Here is a 17,591-nt window from a genome sequence, read left to right as displayed (position 1 = left end):
TTATTCTAAAGATCGTTTGTTGTAAATAAGGTAGCCAATATGTAACAATACGCTATGGCGGCGTTTGGTATCATCATATAAATTGTAACTAAAACTAATGGGCCCCAGCGGAGATTGATATACTAAACCCGTGGTGCCTGCATAACGCCATTTACTAATGGTGTTTTCGAAGCCAACTTGTTGAAGTCCTATTTTTTTAAATTCTTGATAAGGTAAAAATACATAACCTTCCACACGTAAATCAAATTTTTTATGCAGGTTAATGATATTTTTTATTCCAGCGGCGGCATAATTAAAAGCTCTGAAATTGGTCAAAAAAGTTGATCTACTATCCTGCAACGGATAAAATGCTGGAGCAGCTAATAGCGTTGCGTAATAGTTGTTAAATAATGGCTGGTTAGATACCGTTGCCTCAAGCGAATAGCCCAACGTGTATCGTTTAGTATGTAGTCCATAATTTTCATAAGCCACTTTTGCTTGAAACCATTGTCTAAAATTACCAGTTACTAATGGATTTAATCCTGCGCTCTTTTTTGCAATATTTCCGGGAGTGAAGTTTTCTTTAGCAGTGGTAAAGTTTACACTTGCGTAAATGCTTCTTCCGGCGGTAGCATATTGTTTCCTGTTGAGGGAGTTTTTCTCAAAGGTCAGTCCCGTTCTAAAACCGTTCAACACCGTTCGATCTAAAATATCGCCAACGGTAAAATCTCCGGTAGGGCTGTAATTATCACTGTTGTTGATAAAGGCTGCATTGAGTACCATCCGGCCATTCTTGTTCAATGGCATTCCAAATTTTAAGTCAATTTTACGGTCGGCTTGATCAATATAAACCGGCGAAGGATTCTCTACAAAAATTTTACTGGTGCTATAGTAATTCCAATGATTGTAAGTAAGCTCAGCTCCTAAAAATAGTGGTAATTTACTAGGGTAATCAATTCTGCCACTTAATTGCGCTGATTCGTAAAAACGTCCAGAGTAAAAATTGGTAGCAAAAGTATAGGCCTTTCTGTTCAGATAATTATATTGTACGCCCAAATAAACATTACTGATGGGACGGGAAGAAATATTGCCTCCAAAATCGATCTTTAAGCTTTTTTTTGGCTGTGCTACAATTTCAAAATTATAGCTATCTGTGTTGGCATCATAGGTAATTTTAGGATAAATCGCTTCAAATACTTCGTCCGCTACCAATTTATAATAGCCTCTTTTGATGTCACTTAAGTTGAAGCTTTCGTTGTCACTCTTAAATAACCTTTCCACATATTTGCGCTGCTGCGAGTTTACACCTTTAACAATGATATTGCTAAAAATAAGCTCCGACTTTTTATTGTTGAAATTAATCCTTTTCTTCTGTAGCTCCCTTGCACTGGTTCTCGTTTTCACTCTTGCTTTAATCTTGTCCATTTCGGCCATAGTTGCGTCGTAGCCTTGCTTAATCAGCTCTGCTACCGGCGTAAAGTTAGTAGCGCTATAAGCTGCCAAATTAGGTTCAATATATACGCCGTTTTTGCCAACCAAAGTAGAATCTGACTTTGCTAAAAACATGTAAATGAAGAAGCGATTAACAATTCGGTCATCATCTTTTGGATATTCATTAAAAGTTTTGGAAGAAACGTTGGCGCCAATAATGAAGTCCGGGTTAAATTCCTTTTTCATGACATCGGCTGGAAAGTTATTGTAAATTCCACCATCAAAAACAAATTGTTCATCTAATTTGATAGGTCGATAGACCAAAGGCACCGACATACTAGCTCTGACCGCTTCGGTTAAACTTCCGTTACCCACGGTGATACTCTTTTGTGAAAGTATATCCGAAACCATGCATCTGAAAGGTACCATTAGGTTGTCGAAATTATCTTTAGCAGCGGCAGATGCCTGCGAAAACAGTTCTAACAAAGCAAAATTAAGTGGGATATCATTAACTAGGTTTGGCCTAAAGCTTAACCGTAAACTCGTATCAATGGCCATTTTTGCGGTAATAGCGGTAGGATTAGGAGGTGATTTTTGGAAATAGAAGCTGTAATCACTTTGATATCTGCCGCTTACCCAATTTTGAAAATCTTCGCTAAGCGCTATTTTTTCTATTTGTGCGGGCGAATAACCGGCAGCGTACATTGCTCCAACAATAGCTCCCATTGACGTGCCAGTAATGTAGTCGATAGGAATTTTGTTTTCTTCCAGTGCTTTTAAGGTTCCGATATGCGCCAGTCCCTTTGCACCGCCACCACTAAGTACCAATCCAACTTTTTGTGCTTTAAGTTGAATACAAGAGATAAAAAGCAATAAGATTAAGATACTTTTGTAGCGCATGTTACCTATAAAAGTACCTATTTTCTTTAATTTAAGCTAGTTATTATTTAGTTAAGGATAAAAATAGTGTAGGTTAAATAGGTAGCAAAGCACGCCCAAAGAAAATAGGGTAAGAATAACCAACCCGCCAATTTATCAAAGCGATAAAAAATAAATCCGTTGAAAAGGATGGCAAAGAGAAGTAAAACGATTTCAATCAAGGCTAGTCCAATTTGCCTCATTTCGAAAAAAATGAGCGACCATGAGAAGTTTAAAATCAATTGTATGAAGTAGATGATAGCGGCGTATTTGAAACCATCAACTGCTTTTCGCCTATACCAAACGCGATAAGAAGCTACGCCCATTAATACATACAATGTAGTCCAAACGGGAGCAAATACCCAATTAGGTGGATTAAACGAGGGTTTGTTTAACGTTACATACCAAGTTTTTATTGAGTCGATGGTAATTGAGCTTACAAAAAAGCCTATTCCAATAGGAATTGCAATACAGATTAAAAAGGCAAATGCGTTAGGTATTGGACTTTTAGTGGCCATAATTTCTAAGTTAACAATCTGCTAGCTAAGCTGTTTAATTGTAAAATAAAAATTACTATGCAGTTTTTTGCCAGTCAGTTTACCTAACATTAGCTGTCCTTTGATTTATCGATTTTCTTTTTGCCAAAATTCCACGGGCAATGCTTGCATTTGTTTTTACAGCAATAGCCCCGCTTTAGGTGGTAAGCTTTGGTAAAAACCATCAATCCGTTTTCATTGAAATAAAAGTCTTCTCCTTCCTTCATCCTCTTGTTGCAATTAGTTCAATATCTTTACCACAAGCTTGTTCTCAAAATGATTTTTTAGTTGATTTCCATCGCCATGCAAAGTCCAAACCTCAGTAGGATTCACAGCCTCGATTGTCTTAATAATACCCTGCCAATCCACATGGTCAGAAATATACAAATGTAGTCCGTTCCCTTTTTGTAAATGCTGCCAACCAGTTGCAAACACTCTTACCACGTTAATCGCTCTAATGTAACTGTTAAAAACCATGGGTGGTACAATGTAAATATTACCCGTTAATTGCTGCTTCATTACTTTGCGGTCGTAGGGTTGATATTTTCCTAGTTTGATGCCAAGTTGTTCATAAATATGTACAAAAGGCAATATGCTATGATGAACTAAGATTTTTTTATCCGGGCAGTATTGGTTAATCAGCGCAATTAAACGCTGACTCTTCCCAAGAGCGTAGGCACCTAGCATGATGTTACTTTCCACCGTGTTTAGTTTCCTGATTTCTTCTGCAGCATTTGGATGTGCCAATTCAGGATTTGCGAAAGTCGTTTCCGTAATCAGAACATCAGCCTTTATGAATTCAATACTTTCGCAGGTATCGTCTGCCTCTGTTTTGTAATCGCCTGTATAAAGGTACTTAATGCCGCTATATTCCATTAAAATCATTGCTGAACCCAATATATGGCCCGCAGGATAGAAGGTGATGGTTACGCCATTTAAACTAAACTGCTCGCGATAGTTAATGATATGAAAATCTGCAGCGGCAAATTTTTTATAACGATGTTGCATGAACAACTGAGTGGCTTTTGTGCAATAAACTTGATGATTTCCGCTAAAAGCATGATCGCCATGTGCATGTGAGATTACTGCCCGAGTAACTGGCTGTTGTGGGTCTAAATAAAAATCACCGTAACGGCAGTATAATCCCGCCTTAGTTAGTTCAATGAAGTCTTGTAGGATATTATTCATTTATATGTTAGCCTGTTTGGAGCAGCGCTGTTTTTAGAAATTATTTGTGAGAAGCAGCAAGCGCCAAAAATGTTTTATGTAATGCTAAAACTTGTAAAATAACCGATTGGCTTTCGGTGTTGTTGATGTCGAAATCTGCTAATTTTATCTTCTCTTCGTCTTTTAATTGTTTGCTCACTCTCACTAAAACCTGTTCTTCGCTAACATTGTCACGTGCTGTTACACGAGCAATTTTAACGGCCATTGGCGCAGTTACCAAAATATTTTTATCACACATTTTGTAGGAACCACTTTCGAACAACAACGCAGCTTCTTTTAACGAGTAGGGGATGGTTTTTGGAAGTTGCGCATCCCAAGTATCAAAGGCTCTGAAGACAGCTGGATGCACCAATGCATTCAGTTTTGCAAGTTCAGCTTCGTTGTTAAATACAATACCAGCAATGTGCTTGTTGTTTAAGCTGCCATCTTCAAAATAACTTGCTGAACCAAAGGTGGTTTTGATGCCCTCAATCAAAGTAAAATCGGTGGTCATGATTTGTTTGGCCACCGTATCAGCATAAAAAACTGGTATTCCCAATGTCTCAAAAACTCTGCAAACGGTTGTTTTTCCGCTGCCTATTCCTCCAGTAATTCCAATCTTCAACATTACTTCTCTATAATAAAATCAACGTTTTGAGGTTCTATACGAACTACTGTTGAAAATGCCGGAAGTTGACGGACGTTTACCGAGAGTTTACGGTGATTTAATGTTTTCCATTCATTTAAATCAACGGCAGCTTTTACAGCATCCTCGTCTGCTTTCGAATAGTTGGACAATGCCACCAAAATAGTTACTTTAACCTTTTTAGGGTAAAGCTTCACATCGTAATACTCTTTGTTATTCAAAAGCGTTAATGGCACTTCAATAGTTTTTTCCGTAAACTCATCTACCGGAATTCTCACGCCCACATTGGTAGGATAAACGCTTACGTTGCTAATGGCATTTTTTAAGATGTTGATTCTGGTATCTACATTATTTTCAATGTTTTCTAGCTTTAGGCTATCCGTATGCCAAATGTGTATCTTGTCCAATTCTTCTTTAGGTCCGGATATGTTAACATAAGCAGGCTTGAGTTGAATGGGCTTCGCCACGCCGTGTTGTGGTAGAAAACTCAGTTTTGAGATTAGTTTCAGCGGCACACGCTTGTTGGTGCGCTTGGAGAAATCAAAATAAAGCGTGTCGGGCATTACCGAGATTACCTTTTGCGAACTTCCGAGCTGTTTGTTGATCTGTTCCAACTGCTCCGAAAAGACCACATAACTTCTACTGTTTAATTTCTGCAAGCTTACCGTTACAGAAGGCGGATTGATTCTCAAACGAGCAAATAGAAGTTGCCAGCCACTCCCTTCAACTTTTAGATCTACTGTGTCCGGCTGCAAGGCTTTAAACGCTTTTCCCTGGGGTTCGTCTTTGTATAACAGCTCAGTTTGCACCTGATAGGGATACTTCTTATTGAGCGCCAAAAACAACCAAGCGCCAATTGCACAAAAAATGCACAATAGCACAGTGCCGAAGCGTTTTTGTTCCAACTTGGTTAATTTGATAAACGGCATAACGTAAAAGTACAAAAAAAAGCCACTCCGACGGTATCGAAGTGGCCTTATTAAGTTGCTATGATAATTCTATTGAAATTATGCTTTCGGTGCAGCTGCTTTTGTAGCATCTAATGAAATAGCCGACTTATCAAAACGAATTTTGGTGCCGCCTTCTACTTCAATTAAAAATGTAGTTTCGTTTGATCCTACAATTTTGCCGTGAATGCCTGCCGTCGTAACAATTTTATCGCCAACACCAAGTTCTGCTATCATTTTCTTGTGGTCTTTTGCTTTTTTCATTTGAGGTCTGATCATGAAAAAGTACATTACAACAAACATCAATCCGAACATGATGATAGTTTGCATACCTTGACCGCCAGCCTGTAAAATTACTGTTGATACCATTATTTAATTTATTTTATTGTTTATTGATTATCTGTCAACTGTTTGTTGCCGCCGGACAACTATTCATTTAAAACGGTTAACTGCGTTATTTCTTAACATTGCCCACCAAGTGCAATTGCTCAAAAGCTGGATTTGCATTGGAAGTGATAGTCACTACTTTATCTTGTAAGCCTTCTTTTCCGGCACTATTGAATGTTACATTAATTGTTCCTTCATCACCAGGTTTAATTGGTTCTTTCGGGTACTCTGGTTGGGTGCAGCCGCAAGTTGCCGAGGCGTTAGTGATGATTAAAGGAGTTTTGCCTATGTTTTTGAATTTAAAAGTGTAGCTAACTTTTTCACCTTGCTTAATTTCGCCAAACTCATAAACTGCTTTTTCAACTTGCACTTTTGGAGCGTCGGGATCTGCAATCGCCGAATTTTCTGAGCTGTTAGCTTGGTTGGCTACGGCCGCTGAATTGTTTGCCGTGTCGGCAGTTTTACTATTGTTTTGGCAAGCGGTAAATGCTGCTGCACAAATGGCTGCAAAAAAAAGTTTTTTCATTATGCTTTTCTTTAAAGTTAGGTGTCGGATAAAACTAAGCTTTACTTTAAGTAAGGCTATTCAACCAATCCTCTACCTATTTTCTTAATGCTATTATTTTTCTTTAGATCGTTTAAAATCTTGTCCAAGATACCATTTATAAATGTATTACTTTTCGGCGTACTGTAATCTTTTGATAAATCTAAGTACTCGTTAATGGTAACCTTTACGGGAATAGAAGGAAAGTTCATCAGCTCGCAAATGGCCATTTTCATTAAGATGGTATCCATTAGTGCAATACGTTCCGATTCCCAGTTTTTTGTTCTTTCGGCAATTAACTCTTGATATTTGTCGTCGTTTTTTAATGTATAGGCAAATAAGTCCTTCACAAAAATGCTATCCTCTGCCCAATCGGCACTTATTGGTGTAAGTTTGTTTTTCAAAGGGTCTTCCGATTCGAAGTTTTTGATGGTTTTTGCGACCATGCCTTGCATCACTTCCCGATCCACTGGCCAGTTAATGAATTTATCTTCAAAAGTTTGAACGATATTTACATTCTTCAGTAGCATTTTTCGGAAAATGAACTTGATAATTTCTTTTGAACTCTCCAAAGTTTCTTCGAAATCTTCTGCTAAATAGTCTTGGTATTCTTTGCTTTCTTTTAATTTATTGAAAACAGATTTAACCAATTCTGGATCGGAAAACCAGTTGATTTGATATTTGTTAACGGCTGCAACATACTCTGGATTATGTTTTAATACGTTAGCAAATTTATTGTGCAGTAATTTTTGGTTTGGATTTAAATCTTCGGCCGTTGGCAAATGCTTGTTGGCTCTTTCAATAGCGTCATGGGCAGTGTAATCAGTAATGTCAACTATTAATGCTAACATTGAGATATACATTTGATAGACCTCGTCGATGCTCTTCATCAACAATTTCTGACTGCCTAAGCTGTCTCTTTTTTCGGTAGTGTGCCAAGCAAAAATATTCTGCAGGGCTTTAATTCTAAGGTGCCTTCTGTTTAACATGAATGTAAGAACGATTGCGGTAAAAATACCTCGTGTGTGTTATAAAGTTATAAATTATTAATATGATGATTTGATTTTTTTAATGTCTTCAATACGTTTTTCGGCAATGCGGGCCGCCGCTAAATTAGTAGGTATATTTTCTGCTTTTGATAATTTGATCACTTCTCTGGTAGCATCGTAAATATTGTCTATTAATTGCATGGTGCGTTTACGGCCGTAGCCTGTAAGTTCCGAATAGCAGCTAATGATACCACCAGCGTTGATTAGGTAATCGGGAGCATACAAAATGCCTTTTTCGTGAAGTAATTGTCCATGTGTACTCTCGTTTGCCAGTTGGTTGTTTGCCGAACCAGCAATAATGGAGAATTTCATTGTTTTTATGGTCTTGTCGTTAATGGTTGCGCCTAAAGCACAAGGAGCGTAAATGTCAGCCGCAATCGTGAAAATTTTGTCTGCATCAATTGCCTTTGCCTTGTATTTTCTGGCAATCACACGCATACGGTCTTCGTTAATATCGCTCACGTAAACCTCAACGTTATCGTTGCGAAGCAGTTCAACCAAATGTTCACCTACATTTCCAGTACCTTGTACCACTACTGAGCGACCAGCAAGTTCATCGGTGCCAAAAATTTCTTTTACACTTGCCTTAATTCCTAAGTAAACACCTTTTGCAGAATATGGAGCCGGGTTTCCAGCGCCGCCTAGTGATTCAGGTACACCTGTTACGTGCTGGGTTTCCATACGGATGTATTCCATGTCACGCACTGTGGTACCTACGTCTTCTCCAGCTATAAACTCGCCATTAAGGTTTTTAACAAAGCGTCCAAAACTGCGCATCAAAGCTTCAGTTTTCTGTCTTCTTGAATCGCCAATAATTACAGCTGCGCCACCGCCAACATTTAAGCCAGCAACAGCGGCTTTGTAGGTCATGCCTTTGGACAAACGTAATACATCTTCAAGAGCTTCGGCTTCAGAGTTATAGTTCCACATTCTAACACCGCCTAACGCAGGGCCTAAAGTGGTATCATGAATGGCAATAATTGCTTTTAGTCCGGTAGCTAAATCATTGCAGAAAACTACTTTTTTATGGCCAGAAAGGCTTAATTGCTCTAAAATCGAGGGGTTAGAAGAATTGTTTTCTGGCATAGCAAATAACTGTTGGGACCTACGATGCAAAGCTAAAACAAAAAAATCATTTAAGCTAAGCGTATTTTAAATAAACAATAACCAATGAAGCAAGGGACAATAACAAATAACCAATAAGCAATAAACAATAAACAATCATCAATGAACCAATAAGCAATAAGCAATGACCAATGAACCAATGACCAATGAACAAATGACCAATGAACCAAATTACAAACGAACTAATTCACTAACTTTGCTCCACCATGAAGCATCTCTTCTTTCTCAATAAATATTTTGTAAAATACAAATGGCGAGTTTTGCCAGGGATACTTTTTGTAGTTATTTCAAATATCTTCGGGACTGTCCCTGGGCAGGTAATTCGTCAAGCTTTCGATTTGATTACCGAGAACATTCAGGTTTATAGGCTTTATGCGGGCTTCGACCGGCAGGCGTTGGTGTACGATATTTTCAGTTATAGCTTGTTATTTTTTGGGGCGTTAATTTTGATGCTTTATCTCATCAGAGGTTTGTTTTTGTTTTTTATGAGACAAACCATCATCTTAATGTCGAGGCATATTGAATACGACATGAAGAATGAAATATATGCGCACTACCAAAAACTAAGTTTAGGTTTTTATCGTCGCAATAATACCGGCGACTTAATGAATAGAGCTACAGAAGATGTCAATAGGGTGCGCATGTACGTAGGTCCAGCAATTATGTACGCTATTAACACAACGGTGCAATCGTGTTTGGTGATTTATTTCATGTTTTCGGTAAATCGTACCTTAGCAATTTATACCTTATTACCTCTTCCAATCTTGGTGATCGTCATCTATCACGTCAATACCATCATCAACCATAAAAGCGAAAAAATTCAAGAGCAACTTTCTAGGCTATCCAGTTTTGTACAGGAGCGATTTTCAGGAATTAGGGTGATTAAATCTTATGTTAGAGAAAAGTATGCACAAGATATCTTCGCCAAGGAAAGTAACGCATATAAAAATAACTCGATGGATTTAGTGCGGGTGCAGGCTTTTTTTTATCCGGCAATGCTGCTTTTGGTAGGCTTAAGTACAATTTTAACCATTTATATTGGTGGAAACAAGGTAATTGATGGAGCAATTACGCCAGGAAATATTGCTGAATTTATCTTTTATGTAAATCAACTTACTTTTCCTGTAACCATGCTTGGATGGGTTACAACGCTCATTCAACGTGCAGCCGCATCGCAAAAACGTATCAATGAGTTTTTACAACTTGTGCCCGACATCAATTCTGGTGTGCAGGAAGTACAATTGCAAGGAAATATCAGCTTTAAAAATGTAAGTTTTACTTATCCTGATACGGGAATTGAAGCGTTAAAAAATGTAAGTTTTGATATTAAAAGTGGTGAGTTCGTGGCAATCATTGGGCGGACTGGTTCTGGTAAGTCTACGTTAGCGAACTTAATTATTCGGATGTATGACGCTTCATCCGGAGAGATTTTTGTTGAAGGCAAATCGCCCAAAAAGCTGAACCTGCAGCAGTATCGCTCGCAAATAGGTTATGTACCACAGGAAGTTTTTCTATTTTCCGACACCATTAAGAACAATATTGCCTTTGGGTTGGATAGCGTAAGCAATGAGAAAATTGAACAAGCTGCAAAAAATGCGGCGGTGTACCATAATATTATTGGCTTCGATCATCAGTTTGAAACGATGTTGGGCGAACGAGGGATTACGCTCTCAGGCGGGCAAAAACAGCGTGTCTCCATCGCTAGGGCATTAATCAAGGCTCCGCAAATGCTAGTTTTTGATGATTGCCTATCTGCCGTTGATACTAAAACTGAGGAGGAAATTTTATCTAATTTAGGTAAATTGATGAATGGAAGGACAAGTATCTTGATAGCGCATCGCATTTCTACCATTAAAAATGCAGACAAAATATTGGTATTGGATCACGGTGAAGTTGTAGAAGAAGGTACGCATCAGCAGCTGTTGAAGCTGAACGGAATGTATGCTGAAATGTACCAAAATCAGCTATTGGAAGAGGAAAATAACTAAAATCTCAAAAAAAAGCGTTATAACTGTAATTTCTATTTTGAAAGTTGGAAATTATTACATTATATTTACCCCAACCAAAACCACACTACACACACAATAAAATGGGAGATTTCGACAACAAAGAGAGAGAAGAGGTTTTTTCTAAGAAAGTAAGAGCTGGTAAACGTACTTATTTTTTTGACGTAAAAGCTACACGTTCAGGTGATTACTACCTTACATTAACCGAGAGTAAGAAAAGATTAGAAGATGGCGTTTTCGTAAAGCATAAAATATTCTTGTACAAAGAGGATTTCGAAAAATTTACAGAAGGCTTAACTGAAACTGTTGATTATATTAAATCTCGTCAGGAAGTAGTAGAAAAACGCTACGAGTATTCTGATAACCCAGAATATGCAGCCAAAACAGATGATGATTTTTCGTTCTAAGCGATAAAAAATAAAATGAATCCTTTCCATTTGGAAGGGATTTTTTGTTTAATCTAGATTCGCCATTGCAAGGTACGAAGCACTCTATATACATTCACAAAAGCTTTAAGATCGCTTCGTTCCTCGCAATGATGGTGAAAATCCTTAAAATAATGATGAAGAAGTTCTACGCATTTTTCCTTTTTAGCCTTTTATACTTTACAGCTTTTGCTCAAAGCGAAAAAGTGGATCAAAAGCTGACAAAAATGGTAAATGATCTTGCAAAAGGTTTCAATGGAGATGTTGGGATATATGTTAAGTCCTTAAAGACTGGTAAGATCGCTACTTTAAATGCAGATTCTGTTTTTCCAACGGCAAGTATGATCAAGGTTCCAATTACCTGTGGGATTTTTGACAAGATTGAAAAGGGGGAATTAGCGTACAATAGCCAGCTGGTTTATAAAGACAGTTTGTTGTACGCAGGCGAAGATATTTTGGGCTCGTTTAAAAGCGGTGAGAAAATTTGGCTTGCGAAAGTACTGATGCTAATGATTACCACTAGTGATAATACGGCAAGTTTGTGGTGTCAAAGTTTGGCCGGTACCGGGTTGGCAATTAATCAGCTAATGGAGAAGTACGGCTTTCAATATACACGTGTTAACTCCCGTACGCCTGATCGACAAGCAAACCAACGCAAATATGGCTGGGGACAAACAACACCTCGTGAAATGGCGACCTTGCTTACATTGATTAGAGAGGGTAAAATGATCAGTCCTGCCGCTTCAGAACGCATTTATAGAAACTTGATTCGAATTTATTTCGATAAGGAAGCGCTTTCGCAAATTCCACCTTATGTTCAAGTTGCTTCAAAATCAGGCGCAGTTAATGCTTCCCGTTCAGAAGTGGTATTGGTAAATGCGCCTCATGGTGATTATGTTTTCTGTGTAATTACCAATAATCAAAAAGATACCCAATGGCGTTATGAAAACGAAGGTGAAGTTTTAGTCAGGAATTTAAGTAAACTGCTTTGGAACTATTTCGAGCCGAAAAGTAAATGGGAGCCAGCAAAAGGGATGGAGAAATACCACTAAGCTACTCCTGCAACTTTCGAAAAAAACATCATTATGTACATGGCAATAAAGATAATTGCCAAAATGCCGTAGTATTTAAATAGCGATTTCAGCTTCGACATTGCCTCATCCAAATTAGCTTGTTCGCCATACAACACGCCATTTTTGGCTTTGCTTGCATATCTCAGCATCAAGAAACTTGGATAGAAAATTAATAAGCCATAAAATAGAAATACAATGCTAATGGTTGTACTGTCCATGCGCCTAACTGGCCTAGCATTTTAGCCATTTCTGGATTAGCATTCATCGCAGGTCCCAAAGTTAGGGCCGCCATAAACATAATCACAGCGAAGATACAGCCAACAATACCAAGAAAATTAGCCCATTTAGCCATATCATAAATATAGCTGCGCATATCTTCAGTAACAATTAATTGAGGCTGGTGGCTTGTTTCGGGTTGTTGCTCTTCCATTTTTCTTACTTTGTCGCTAAACTAGTTATTTTTTGCCTAAGTGGGAAATGGTAGGTCGGGAATCAGTTGTCAGTTTTTAGGAGTTAGGAGTTAGGGATTAGTTGTCAGTTGTCAGTTGTCAGGAATCAGTTTTCAGTTCTAAGCTTCGTAAATTATGCTTGAACTAAACAACCAAACAACTAAACAACTAAACAATCAACCACCCAAACAACCAACAGCCATTGCACTAACGAAACAATTAACTATCTTTGCGGCTTGATTTTTAGAGGGCTATCCAAACTAAAATCGTAAATCTAAAATCGTAAATAAAACATGGCATTACAATGTGGTATAGTTGGTTTACCTAACGTGGGAAAATCTACTTTATTTAACTGTTTATCAAACGCAAAAGCGCAATCTGCTAACTTTCCGTTTTGTACAATCGAACCAAATGTTGGTGTAATCACCGTTCCAGATGAGCGCTTAAATAAATTGGCAGAATTGGTAAATCCACAACGTGTAGTTCCTAACACTATAGAAATTGTTGATATTGCTGGTTTGGTTAAAGGCGCTTCGAAAGGAGAGGGCTTAGGTAACCAGTTTTTAGGCAATATCAGGGCAACAAATGCCATTATTCATGTATTACGTTGTTTTGATGATGGCAATATCATTCACGTTGATGGCTCTGTTGATCCAATCCGTGATAAGGAAATTATCGATACTGAATTGCAGTTGAAAGATTTAGATACAGTAACTAAGCGTATCCAAAAAATCGAAAAGCAGGCTAAGAATGATAAAGATGCAAAGAAGGAATTCGACATTCTTTCTGCAATAAAAAATCATTTAGAAACAGGGAAATCAGCACGTACGGCGCCAATTACACCAGAAGATTTTGAAGAGATTGCTGGCTTGGGATTGTTGACGCAGAAACCTGTAATGTATGTTTGTAATGTAGATGAAGGCTCAGTAGTAAGTGGCAATAAATATGTAGACTTAGTGAAAGCGGCAGTAGCTGATGAAAACGCGGAGGTACTAGTTATTTCTGCTAAAATCGAGTCGGAAATTGCTGAATTGGAAAGCTACGACGAACGTCAAATGTTCCTGCAGGATTTAGGCTTAGATGAATCAGGTGTAAACAAGCTAATTAGAGCGGCGTACAGATTGTTGGATTTATATACCTATTTTACAGCGGGAGTGCAGGAAGTAAGAGCTTGGACAATTACCAAAGGTTTTACGGCGCCACAAGCAGCTGGAGTAATCCATACCGATTTTGAGAAAGGTTTCATCCGTGCCGAGGTGATCAAGTATAATGATTTCGTAACTTTAGGCTCAGAAAATGCATGTAAAGAAGCAGGTAAGCTAGGTGTTGAAGGAAAGGCTTACGTAGTTGAAGATGGTGATATCATGCACTTCAGATTCAACGTATAACGATTTAAATCATATTAAAACAGCTGTCTAAGTTCCAATTTGAAGTTTGGTTTTAGACAGCTTTTTTTATGCATGTAGTTTTTGAACTATTGGGCAGATTGCCTTGATTGGATTTCTCGTTCAATTTCCTTCTCCAAAATAGCATTGTTCTTCGCATTTTTAACAATCGCATAAGTAATTATCAGCGGGAAAAAAGTGAAGAAACTGAAACCATTTGCTACTGCACTGTAGGCTACAACACCAATGGTTAATCCAACAAGTCCAGCATCTATAATTTTGCCGCTTTTTATTTTTTTAAGTCGTTGCTTAAGTTCTTGTTCGCTAAGTTCTTTTAGATTTTTCGAGCTCATGTGCTAATATTTTATTTGATCAATCAATTTATTTGTCGTGCCCTAAATGCTTATTTTTTTCTTCTATCCACAGGGATAAATATTTAGTGCTTTGTAAGGTATGGTGATACATAATTTCGCCTAAAATGTTGTTTTTACGATGCGCCGCAAGCTTATTTTCTAGTCGTGTAACCTCATCCATAAATGGCTTTTCGAAAGCACTTCTCGCATACATGTGTTTAATGATTTCGAATCCATTCTGCTGTGCTTTTAACCATTCTGTTTGATCTTGATATAGATTTACCACTTGGTTTAAAAAAGTGTTTACATCATCACTAATAACTCCGGGCCAGCTTAAATCCACCGCCATCCCCTCAGCTCCAACAGTGCTGGTAGCTATAGGCGTTCCAGTTTGCATAGCGTCAATGAATTTACCTTTTGCACCGGCACCAAATCGGAGCGGAGCCAGCAAAATGCGATGCCTAGCAATAGTTGCTCTGGCATTTTCAGCTCTGCCGTGAATGATGAAGTTTTCTTTTAGATTATGCAGTTGGGTAACCTTTTCAGTCATGTAGGCACCGTAAATATGTAAAGATGCCTGCGGAACTTCCTTTCTTAATAAAGGCCAGATCGTTGTTTTAAGATATTGTAACGTTTGCCAGTTGGGCTCATGTAAGTAATTGCCTATAAATACAAAATCCTTTCTTTCATCAAAACTAGGGCAGTTTTGTTTCGACTCAAGTGTGTCTTCTAAAAATGGGAGGTAGTAAAATAAATCTTCACTAATGTTAAACGATTGAAGTACTTCCATTTCTTTTAGGGAAATGATAAGAGATAAATCGCAGCGCAAAATGGAAGCAATTTCTCGCTTCGTAACGTCATTAACAAGATCTATCGCTGCATTACGTTTCAAAGCTTGTTGCCTTGCATAACGCAGAAAATGTAAATCTTCAGTGTCTAAAATGCGCAAACAATTGGGGCAGTGTTGCTGCACTCGCCAACCATATTGTTCTTCAATCATAAACCTATCGTAAACTACAGTATTAGGGTTTAGCGTTGCCACCCAAGTATCAAACGAATGATGATTGAGAATAATGGCATGTTCCTTAACCCCAAGTGAAGATAAATCGAAACTAAAGTCACTTTTAGATGCGGCTGAAGCGAAATGTACTTCATCGCCATTGGCTAAAAACAGTTGAACTAACTGGATAATTCGAGTGCCGGCTGCCGACGAAGTAGGTTCGGGCCAAACCAATCCAATGAATAAAACTTTTCTTGCCATGATGCAAAGTTGCGGTTTATTAACCACAGATACACAGATTTATTTTGTTAATGTTGTTCTGCAGCAAAACAATTTAGCTTCACAGTAATTGTTAAAATACTTGCGTTTACGCAGCAAAATATATTCCATGCCAATTTCAACTTTATAATTTTTCAATCCTTTCAACCATAAATTCTTAATTTTGCGGCCATGCTAGGATTAAAATTACTTACCGACCCACGTTGGGCCAATATTGCCGAAACCAATTTAGAGGAAATTTTAACTGACCATGCTTGGTGCGAACAAAAGGCAGCTAGCAATGCCATTACGTTGATCACCCAAAATTCGGAGCATCAGGATTTAGTGGATGAGCTTACCGCTATTGCGTTGGAAGAATTGCAACATTTTCAAATGGTGATTAATATCATTAAAGAACGTGGCTACACTTTGGGCAGGGAGCGCAAGGACGACTATGTGGGGCAGTTAGTTAAATTCAGTAAAAAGGACGGAAGTAGAAATCAAGCTTTTATCGATAGGTTATTGTTTGCGGCAATGATAGAAGCGAGAAGCTGCGAAAGATTTAGGGTGCTTTCTCAAAATATTCAAGATAAAGAATTGGCCAAGTTTTATCACGAGCTGATGGTTTCCGAAGCCACACATTACACTACATTTCTCAATTTCGCCCGTAAATACACCATTGATGTAGATGTGGATAAGCGTTGGAAAGAGTGGTTGGAGTTTGAAGGTAATTTGATCAAAAGCTACGGCAATAGAGAAGCCATACACGGTTAATTGGTTTCAAATCTTACCTTAAAGATCTTTTTTGTGATAGTTTACTAACCATAGCACAATATCCTGATAGCTCTTAATTCCTTTGTGCTGATTATTAAGCTTTAAGATTTGATCAAAAGTTTTGCTCATATAAACTGACATTGCACCATTGTATTTTGCCCAAAACTCCTTTTCTGTGTTGAATTTTTCCATTAACGAAGCTGGGATTTTCGCTACAATGTTGTTGTAGTCTTCTGGATATTTCAATCTGATTTCTACCAGTACATACCTTAGCATATTGTAATAAGCAGAGAACTTAAATTCGGTATTATCGGTGTTAGCAGCCACAATATAGCCTACTAAGTTCGCTTCGTCTTCTTTGGCTACACCGAGTTGGTGTGCAATTTCATGGCAGGTTACAAACGGAATCACAAAAACTGGCAACTTTTGGTTGATATTGGCCTCGCCAGATAATGGATTGTAGTAGCCTTCAATTCCCATTTTGCTGACTAACCACGAGTTGTTTACAGGTTTAACTGAAGGATATTTATAAGTAAAAAAGGGTTGTTGTTCCGCCAATCTATTATAAGTATCGGTAGCAATACCTGCAAGTTCCTCCGGATCGTATTCGAATTGACTGGTGTCTATTGATTTGTTTAATGTGCTGAGTTTTTTAATAAAAAAGGTGCTCAAATTAATTAGCTGTTCTTTTTGATAAGGTTCGTTGCTAATTTGCAACTGTTCATTAATTCTCGGTCTCGAATAATTCAAACCCCACAAAAGCTTAAACGAAATGTAAATCAATAAAAGGAAATTGACACACTTTAACACAAAATTGGCATAGTCGGCTTTAATTTTTCTCTGTTTGCTTGAAAAAAACACGATACTTTTTATCGCAACAAGTATTAAAATTAGGTACAGAAAATCACCAACAGCAAATGGTAAAAAAGACGATATTCCTCGAAGAATGGTAGAAACGACAGGATAAAATTGGTTGCTGTAATAGGTTTCAACCGCATTTGGGAAAAAACCAAAGCTAAAAATTGCAACGCTAACTACTAACAATACAACCAGTAGTTTTGTCTTTTTCTGTAACATCAATTTCTTTATTTTGAGTTAAT

20 protein-coding genes are annotated in these 17,591 nt (G+C 37.8%); 5 read left to right on the top strand and 15 right to left on the bottom strand.

Translation table 11 applies throughout. The features are described from left to right. From ACY2A0_RS02255 to ACY2A0_RS02210, 10 genes are all read right to left on the bottom strand, one after another. Complete coding sequence (locus tag ACY2A0_RS02255) at window positions 1-2,310, bottom strand: patatin-like phospholipase family protein (protein ID WP_461787983.1); 2,310 nt, start codon at window positions 2,308-2,310, stop codon at window positions 1-3. Between the two features lie 47 nt (window positions 2,311-2,357). Further along, complete coding sequence (locus ACY2A0_RS02250; RefSeq protein ID WP_461787982.1) at window positions 2,358-2,846, bottom strand: TspO/MBR family protein; 489 nt, start codon at window positions 2,844-2,846, stop codon at window positions 2,358-2,360. A gap of 89 nt (window positions 2,847-2,935) precedes the next feature. Continuing rightward, a complete protein-coding gene (locus tag ACY2A0_RS02245; protein WP_461787981.1) occupies window positions 2,936-3,091 on the bottom strand; it encodes a DUF5522 domain-containing protein in 156 nt (51 codons plus the stop codon). A gap of 13 nt (window positions 3,092-3,104) precedes the next feature. After that, window positions 3,105-4,052, bottom strand: a complete 948-nt coding sequence (locus tag ACY2A0_RS02240; protein ID WP_461787980.1) for an MBL fold metallo-hydrolase — start codon at window positions 4,050-4,052, stop codon at window positions 3,105-3,107. Between the two features lie 40 nt (window positions 4,053-4,092). Then, a complete protein-coding gene (coaE, locus tag ACY2A0_RS02235) occupies window positions 4,093-4,698 on the bottom strand; it encodes a dephospho-CoA kinase (RefSeq protein ID WP_461787979.1) in 606 nt (201 codons plus the stop codon). Then, a complete protein-coding gene (locus ACY2A0_RS02230; protein ID WP_461791231.1) occupies window positions 4,698-5,621 on the bottom strand; it encodes a YbbR-like domain-containing protein in 924 nt (307 codons plus the stop codon). The genes coaE and ACY2A0_RS02230 overlap by 1 nt, the downstream gene beginning before the upstream one ends. Window positions 5,622-5,723: 102 nt before the next feature. Beyond that, the gene (yajC, locus tag ACY2A0_RS02225; RefSeq protein ID WP_461787977.1) at window positions 5,724-6,032 is read right to left on the bottom strand and encodes a preprotein translocase subunit YajC; all 309 of its coding nucleotides are present in this window, start codon (window positions 6,030-6,032) and stop codon (window positions 5,724-5,726) included. Window positions 6,033-6,117: 85 nt separating this feature from the next. Beyond that, a complete protein-coding gene (locus ACY2A0_RS02220; RefSeq protein ID WP_461787976.1) occupies window positions 6,118-6,576 on the bottom strand; it encodes a DUF1573 domain-containing protein in 459 nt (152 codons plus the stop codon). A 56-nt stretch (window positions 6,577-6,632) separates the two neighbouring features. After that, window positions 6,633-7,583 (bottom strand): transcription antitermination factor NusB, encoded by a 951-nt coding sequence (gene nusB / locus ACY2A0_RS02215; protein WP_461787975.1) that lies wholly within the window; start codon window positions 7,581-7,583, stop codon window positions 6,633-6,635. A gap of 57 nt (window positions 7,584-7,640) precedes the next feature. Continuing rightward, window positions 7,641-8,729 (bottom strand): Glu/Leu/Phe/Val family dehydrogenase, encoded by a 1,089-nt coding sequence (locus tag ACY2A0_RS02210; RefSeq protein ID WP_461787974.1) that lies wholly within the window; start codon window positions 8,727-8,729, stop codon window positions 7,641-7,643. Window positions 8,730-8,974: 245 nt separating this feature from the next. Here ACY2A0_RS02210 and ACY2A0_RS02205 point away from each other — a divergent pair, with 245 nt between their 5' ends. The 3 genes from ACY2A0_RS02205 (at window position 8,975) to ACY2A0_RS02195 (ending at window position 12,251) form a co-directional block, all read left to right on the top strand. Next, window positions 8,975-10,756, top strand: coding sequence for an ABC transporter ATP-binding protein (locus ACY2A0_RS02205; RefSeq protein WP_461787973.1), 1,782 nt, complete (start codon window positions 8,975-8,977; stop codon window positions 10,754-10,756). Window positions 10,757-10,857: 101 nt separating this feature from the next. Then, window positions 10,858-11,181 (top strand): DUF3276 family protein, encoded by a 324-nt coding sequence (locus ACY2A0_RS02200; protein WP_461791230.1) that lies wholly within the window; start codon window positions 10,858-10,860, stop codon window positions 11,179-11,181. A gap of 152 nt (window positions 11,182-11,333) precedes the next feature. Continuing rightward, window positions 11,334-12,251, top strand: a complete 918-nt coding sequence (locus ACY2A0_RS02195; protein ID WP_461787971.1) for a serine hydrolase — start codon at window positions 11,334-11,336, stop codon at window positions 12,249-12,251. Here the strand turns inward: ACY2A0_RS02195 and ACY2A0_RS02190 are convergent. Both ACY2A0_RS02190 and ACY2A0_RS02185 read right to left on the bottom strand, forming a co-directional pair. Continuing rightward, on the bottom strand, window positions 12,248-12,421 hold the full coding sequence (locus tag ACY2A0_RS02190; protein ID WP_461791229.1) for a hypothetical protein: 174 nt from the start codon (window positions 12,419-12,421) through the stop codon (window positions 12,248-12,250). The two genes, ACY2A0_RS02195 and ACY2A0_RS02190, sit on opposite strands and share 4 nt — an antisense overlap. A gap of 20 nt (window positions 12,422-12,441) precedes the next feature. Beyond that, a complete protein-coding gene (locus tag ACY2A0_RS02185; RefSeq protein ID WP_461791228.1) occupies window positions 12,442-12,702 on the bottom strand; it encodes a hypothetical protein in 261 nt (86 codons plus the stop codon). A 312-nt stretch (window positions 12,703-13,014) separates the two neighbouring features. On the opposite strand from ACY2A0_RS02185, the gene ychF reads away from it, so the two are divergent. Further along, window positions 13,015-14,109 (top strand): redox-regulated ATPase YchF, encoded by a 1,095-nt coding sequence (ychF, locus tag ACY2A0_RS02180; protein ID WP_461787969.1) that lies wholly within the window; start codon window positions 13,015-13,017, stop codon window positions 14,107-14,109. Between the two features lie 86 nt (window positions 14,110-14,195). Here the strand turns inward: ychF and ACY2A0_RS02175 are convergent, their stop codons facing one another. Together ACY2A0_RS02175 and ACY2A0_RS02170 are read right to left on the bottom strand one after the other, a co-directional pair. Beyond that, entirely contained in the window at window positions 14,196-14,459 is a 264-nt protein-coding gene (locus ACY2A0_RS02175) for a hypothetical protein (protein WP_461787968.1), read from the bottom strand. Between the two features lie 28 nt (window positions 14,460-14,487). After that, a complete protein-coding gene (locus tag ACY2A0_RS02170; protein WP_461787967.1) occupies window positions 14,488-15,720 on the bottom strand; it encodes a glycosyltransferase in 1,233 nt (410 codons plus the stop codon). A 189-nt stretch (window positions 15,721-15,909) separates the two neighbouring features. Here ACY2A0_RS02170 and ACY2A0_RS02165 point away from each other — a divergent pair, with 189 nt between their 5' ends. Continuing rightward, entirely contained in the window at window positions 15,910-16,491 is a 582-nt protein-coding gene (locus ACY2A0_RS02165; RefSeq protein ID WP_461787966.1) for a MiaE family protein, read from the top strand. A gap of 18 nt (window positions 16,492-16,509) precedes the next feature. Here ACY2A0_RS02165 and ACY2A0_RS02160 read toward each other — a convergent pair whose 3' ends face one another. After that, the gene (locus tag ACY2A0_RS02160) at window positions 16,510-17,568 is read right to left on the bottom strand and encodes a DUF3810 domain-containing protein (protein WP_461787965.1); all 1,059 of its coding nucleotides are present in this window, start codon (window positions 17,566-17,568) and stop codon (window positions 16,510-16,512) included. Window positions 17,569-17,591 lie beyond the last annotated feature (23 nt).

It is taken from the genome of Pedobacter sp., assembly GCF_965249885.1.
In the GTDB taxonomy this organism is placed as follows: domain Bacteria; phylum Bacteroidota; class Bacteroidia; order Sphingobacteriales; family Sphingobacteriaceae; genus Pedobacter.
This window is presented reverse-complemented; position numbering and strand designations above follow the sequence as displayed.

Coding starts and splice junctions, on each gene's coding strand:
- yajC (WP_461787977.1), bottom strand. CDS start 6,032: ATGGTATCAACAGTAATTTTACAGGCTGGCGGTCAAGGTATGCAAACT.
- ACY2A0_RS02170 (WP_461787967.1), bottom strand. CDS start 15,720: ATGGCAAGAAAAGTTTTATTCATTGGATTGGTTTGGCCCGAACCTACT.
- ACY2A0_RS02160 (WP_461787965.1), bottom strand. CDS start 17,568: ATGTTACAGAAAAAGACAAAACTACTGGTTGTATTGTTAGTAGTTAGC.
- ACY2A0_RS02220 (WP_461787976.1), bottom strand. CDS start 6,576: ATGAAAAAACTTTTTTTTGCAGCCATTTGTGCAGCAGCATTTACCGCT.
- coaE (WP_461787979.1), bottom strand. CDS start 4,698: ATGTTGAAGATTGGAATTACTGGAGGAATAGGCAGCGGAAAAACAACC.
- ACY2A0_RS02205 (WP_461787973.1), top strand. CDS start 8,975: ATGAAGCATCTCTTCTTTCTCAATAAATATTTTGTAAAATACAAATGG.
- nusB (WP_461787975.1), bottom strand. CDS start 7,583: ATGTTAAACAGAAGGCACCTTAGAATTAAAGCCCTGCAGAATATTTTT.
- ACY2A0_RS02240 (WP_461787980.1), bottom strand. CDS start 4,052: ATGAATAATATCCTACAAGACTTCATTGAACTAACTAAGGCGGGATTA.
- ACY2A0_RS02245 (WP_461787981.1), bottom strand. CDS start 3,091: ATGAAGGAAGGAGAAGACTTTTATTTCAATGAAAACGGATTGATGGTT.
- ACY2A0_RS02175 (WP_461787968.1), bottom strand. CDS start 14,459: ATGAGCTCGAAAAATCTAAAAGAACTTAGCGAACAAGAACTTAAGCAA.
- ACY2A0_RS02200 (WP_461791230.1), top strand. CDS start 10,858: ATGGGAGATTTCGACAACAAAGAGAGAGAAGAGGTTTTTTCTAAGAAA.
- ACY2A0_RS02255 (WP_461787983.1), bottom strand. CDS start 2,310: ATGCGCTACAAAAGTATCTTAATCTTATTGCTTTTTATCTCTTGTATT.
- ychF (WP_461787969.1), top strand. CDS start 13,015: ATGGCATTACAATGTGGTATAGTTGGTTTACCTAACGTGGGAAAATCT.
- ACY2A0_RS02165 (WP_461787966.1), top strand. CDS start 15,910: ATGCTAGGATTAAAATTACTTACCGACCCACGTTGGGCCAATATTGCC.
- ACY2A0_RS02250 (WP_461787982.1), bottom strand. CDS start 2,846: ATGGCCACTAAAAGTCCAATACCTAACGCATTTGCCTTTTTAATCTGT.
- ACY2A0_RS02210 (WP_461787974.1), bottom strand. CDS start 8,729: ATGCCAGAAAACAATTCTTCTAACCCCTCGATTTTAGAGCAATTAAGC.
- ACY2A0_RS02190 (WP_461791229.1), bottom strand. CDS start 12,421: ATGCTGAGATATGCAAGCAAAGCCAAAAATGGCGTGTTGTATGGCGAA.
- ACY2A0_RS02185 (WP_461791228.1), bottom strand. CDS start 12,702: ATGGAAGAGCAACAACCCGAAACAAGCCACCAGCCTCAATTAATTGTT.
- ACY2A0_RS02195 (WP_461787971.1), top strand. CDS start 11,334: ATGATGAAGAAGTTCTACGCATTTTTCCTTTTTAGCCTTTTATACTTT.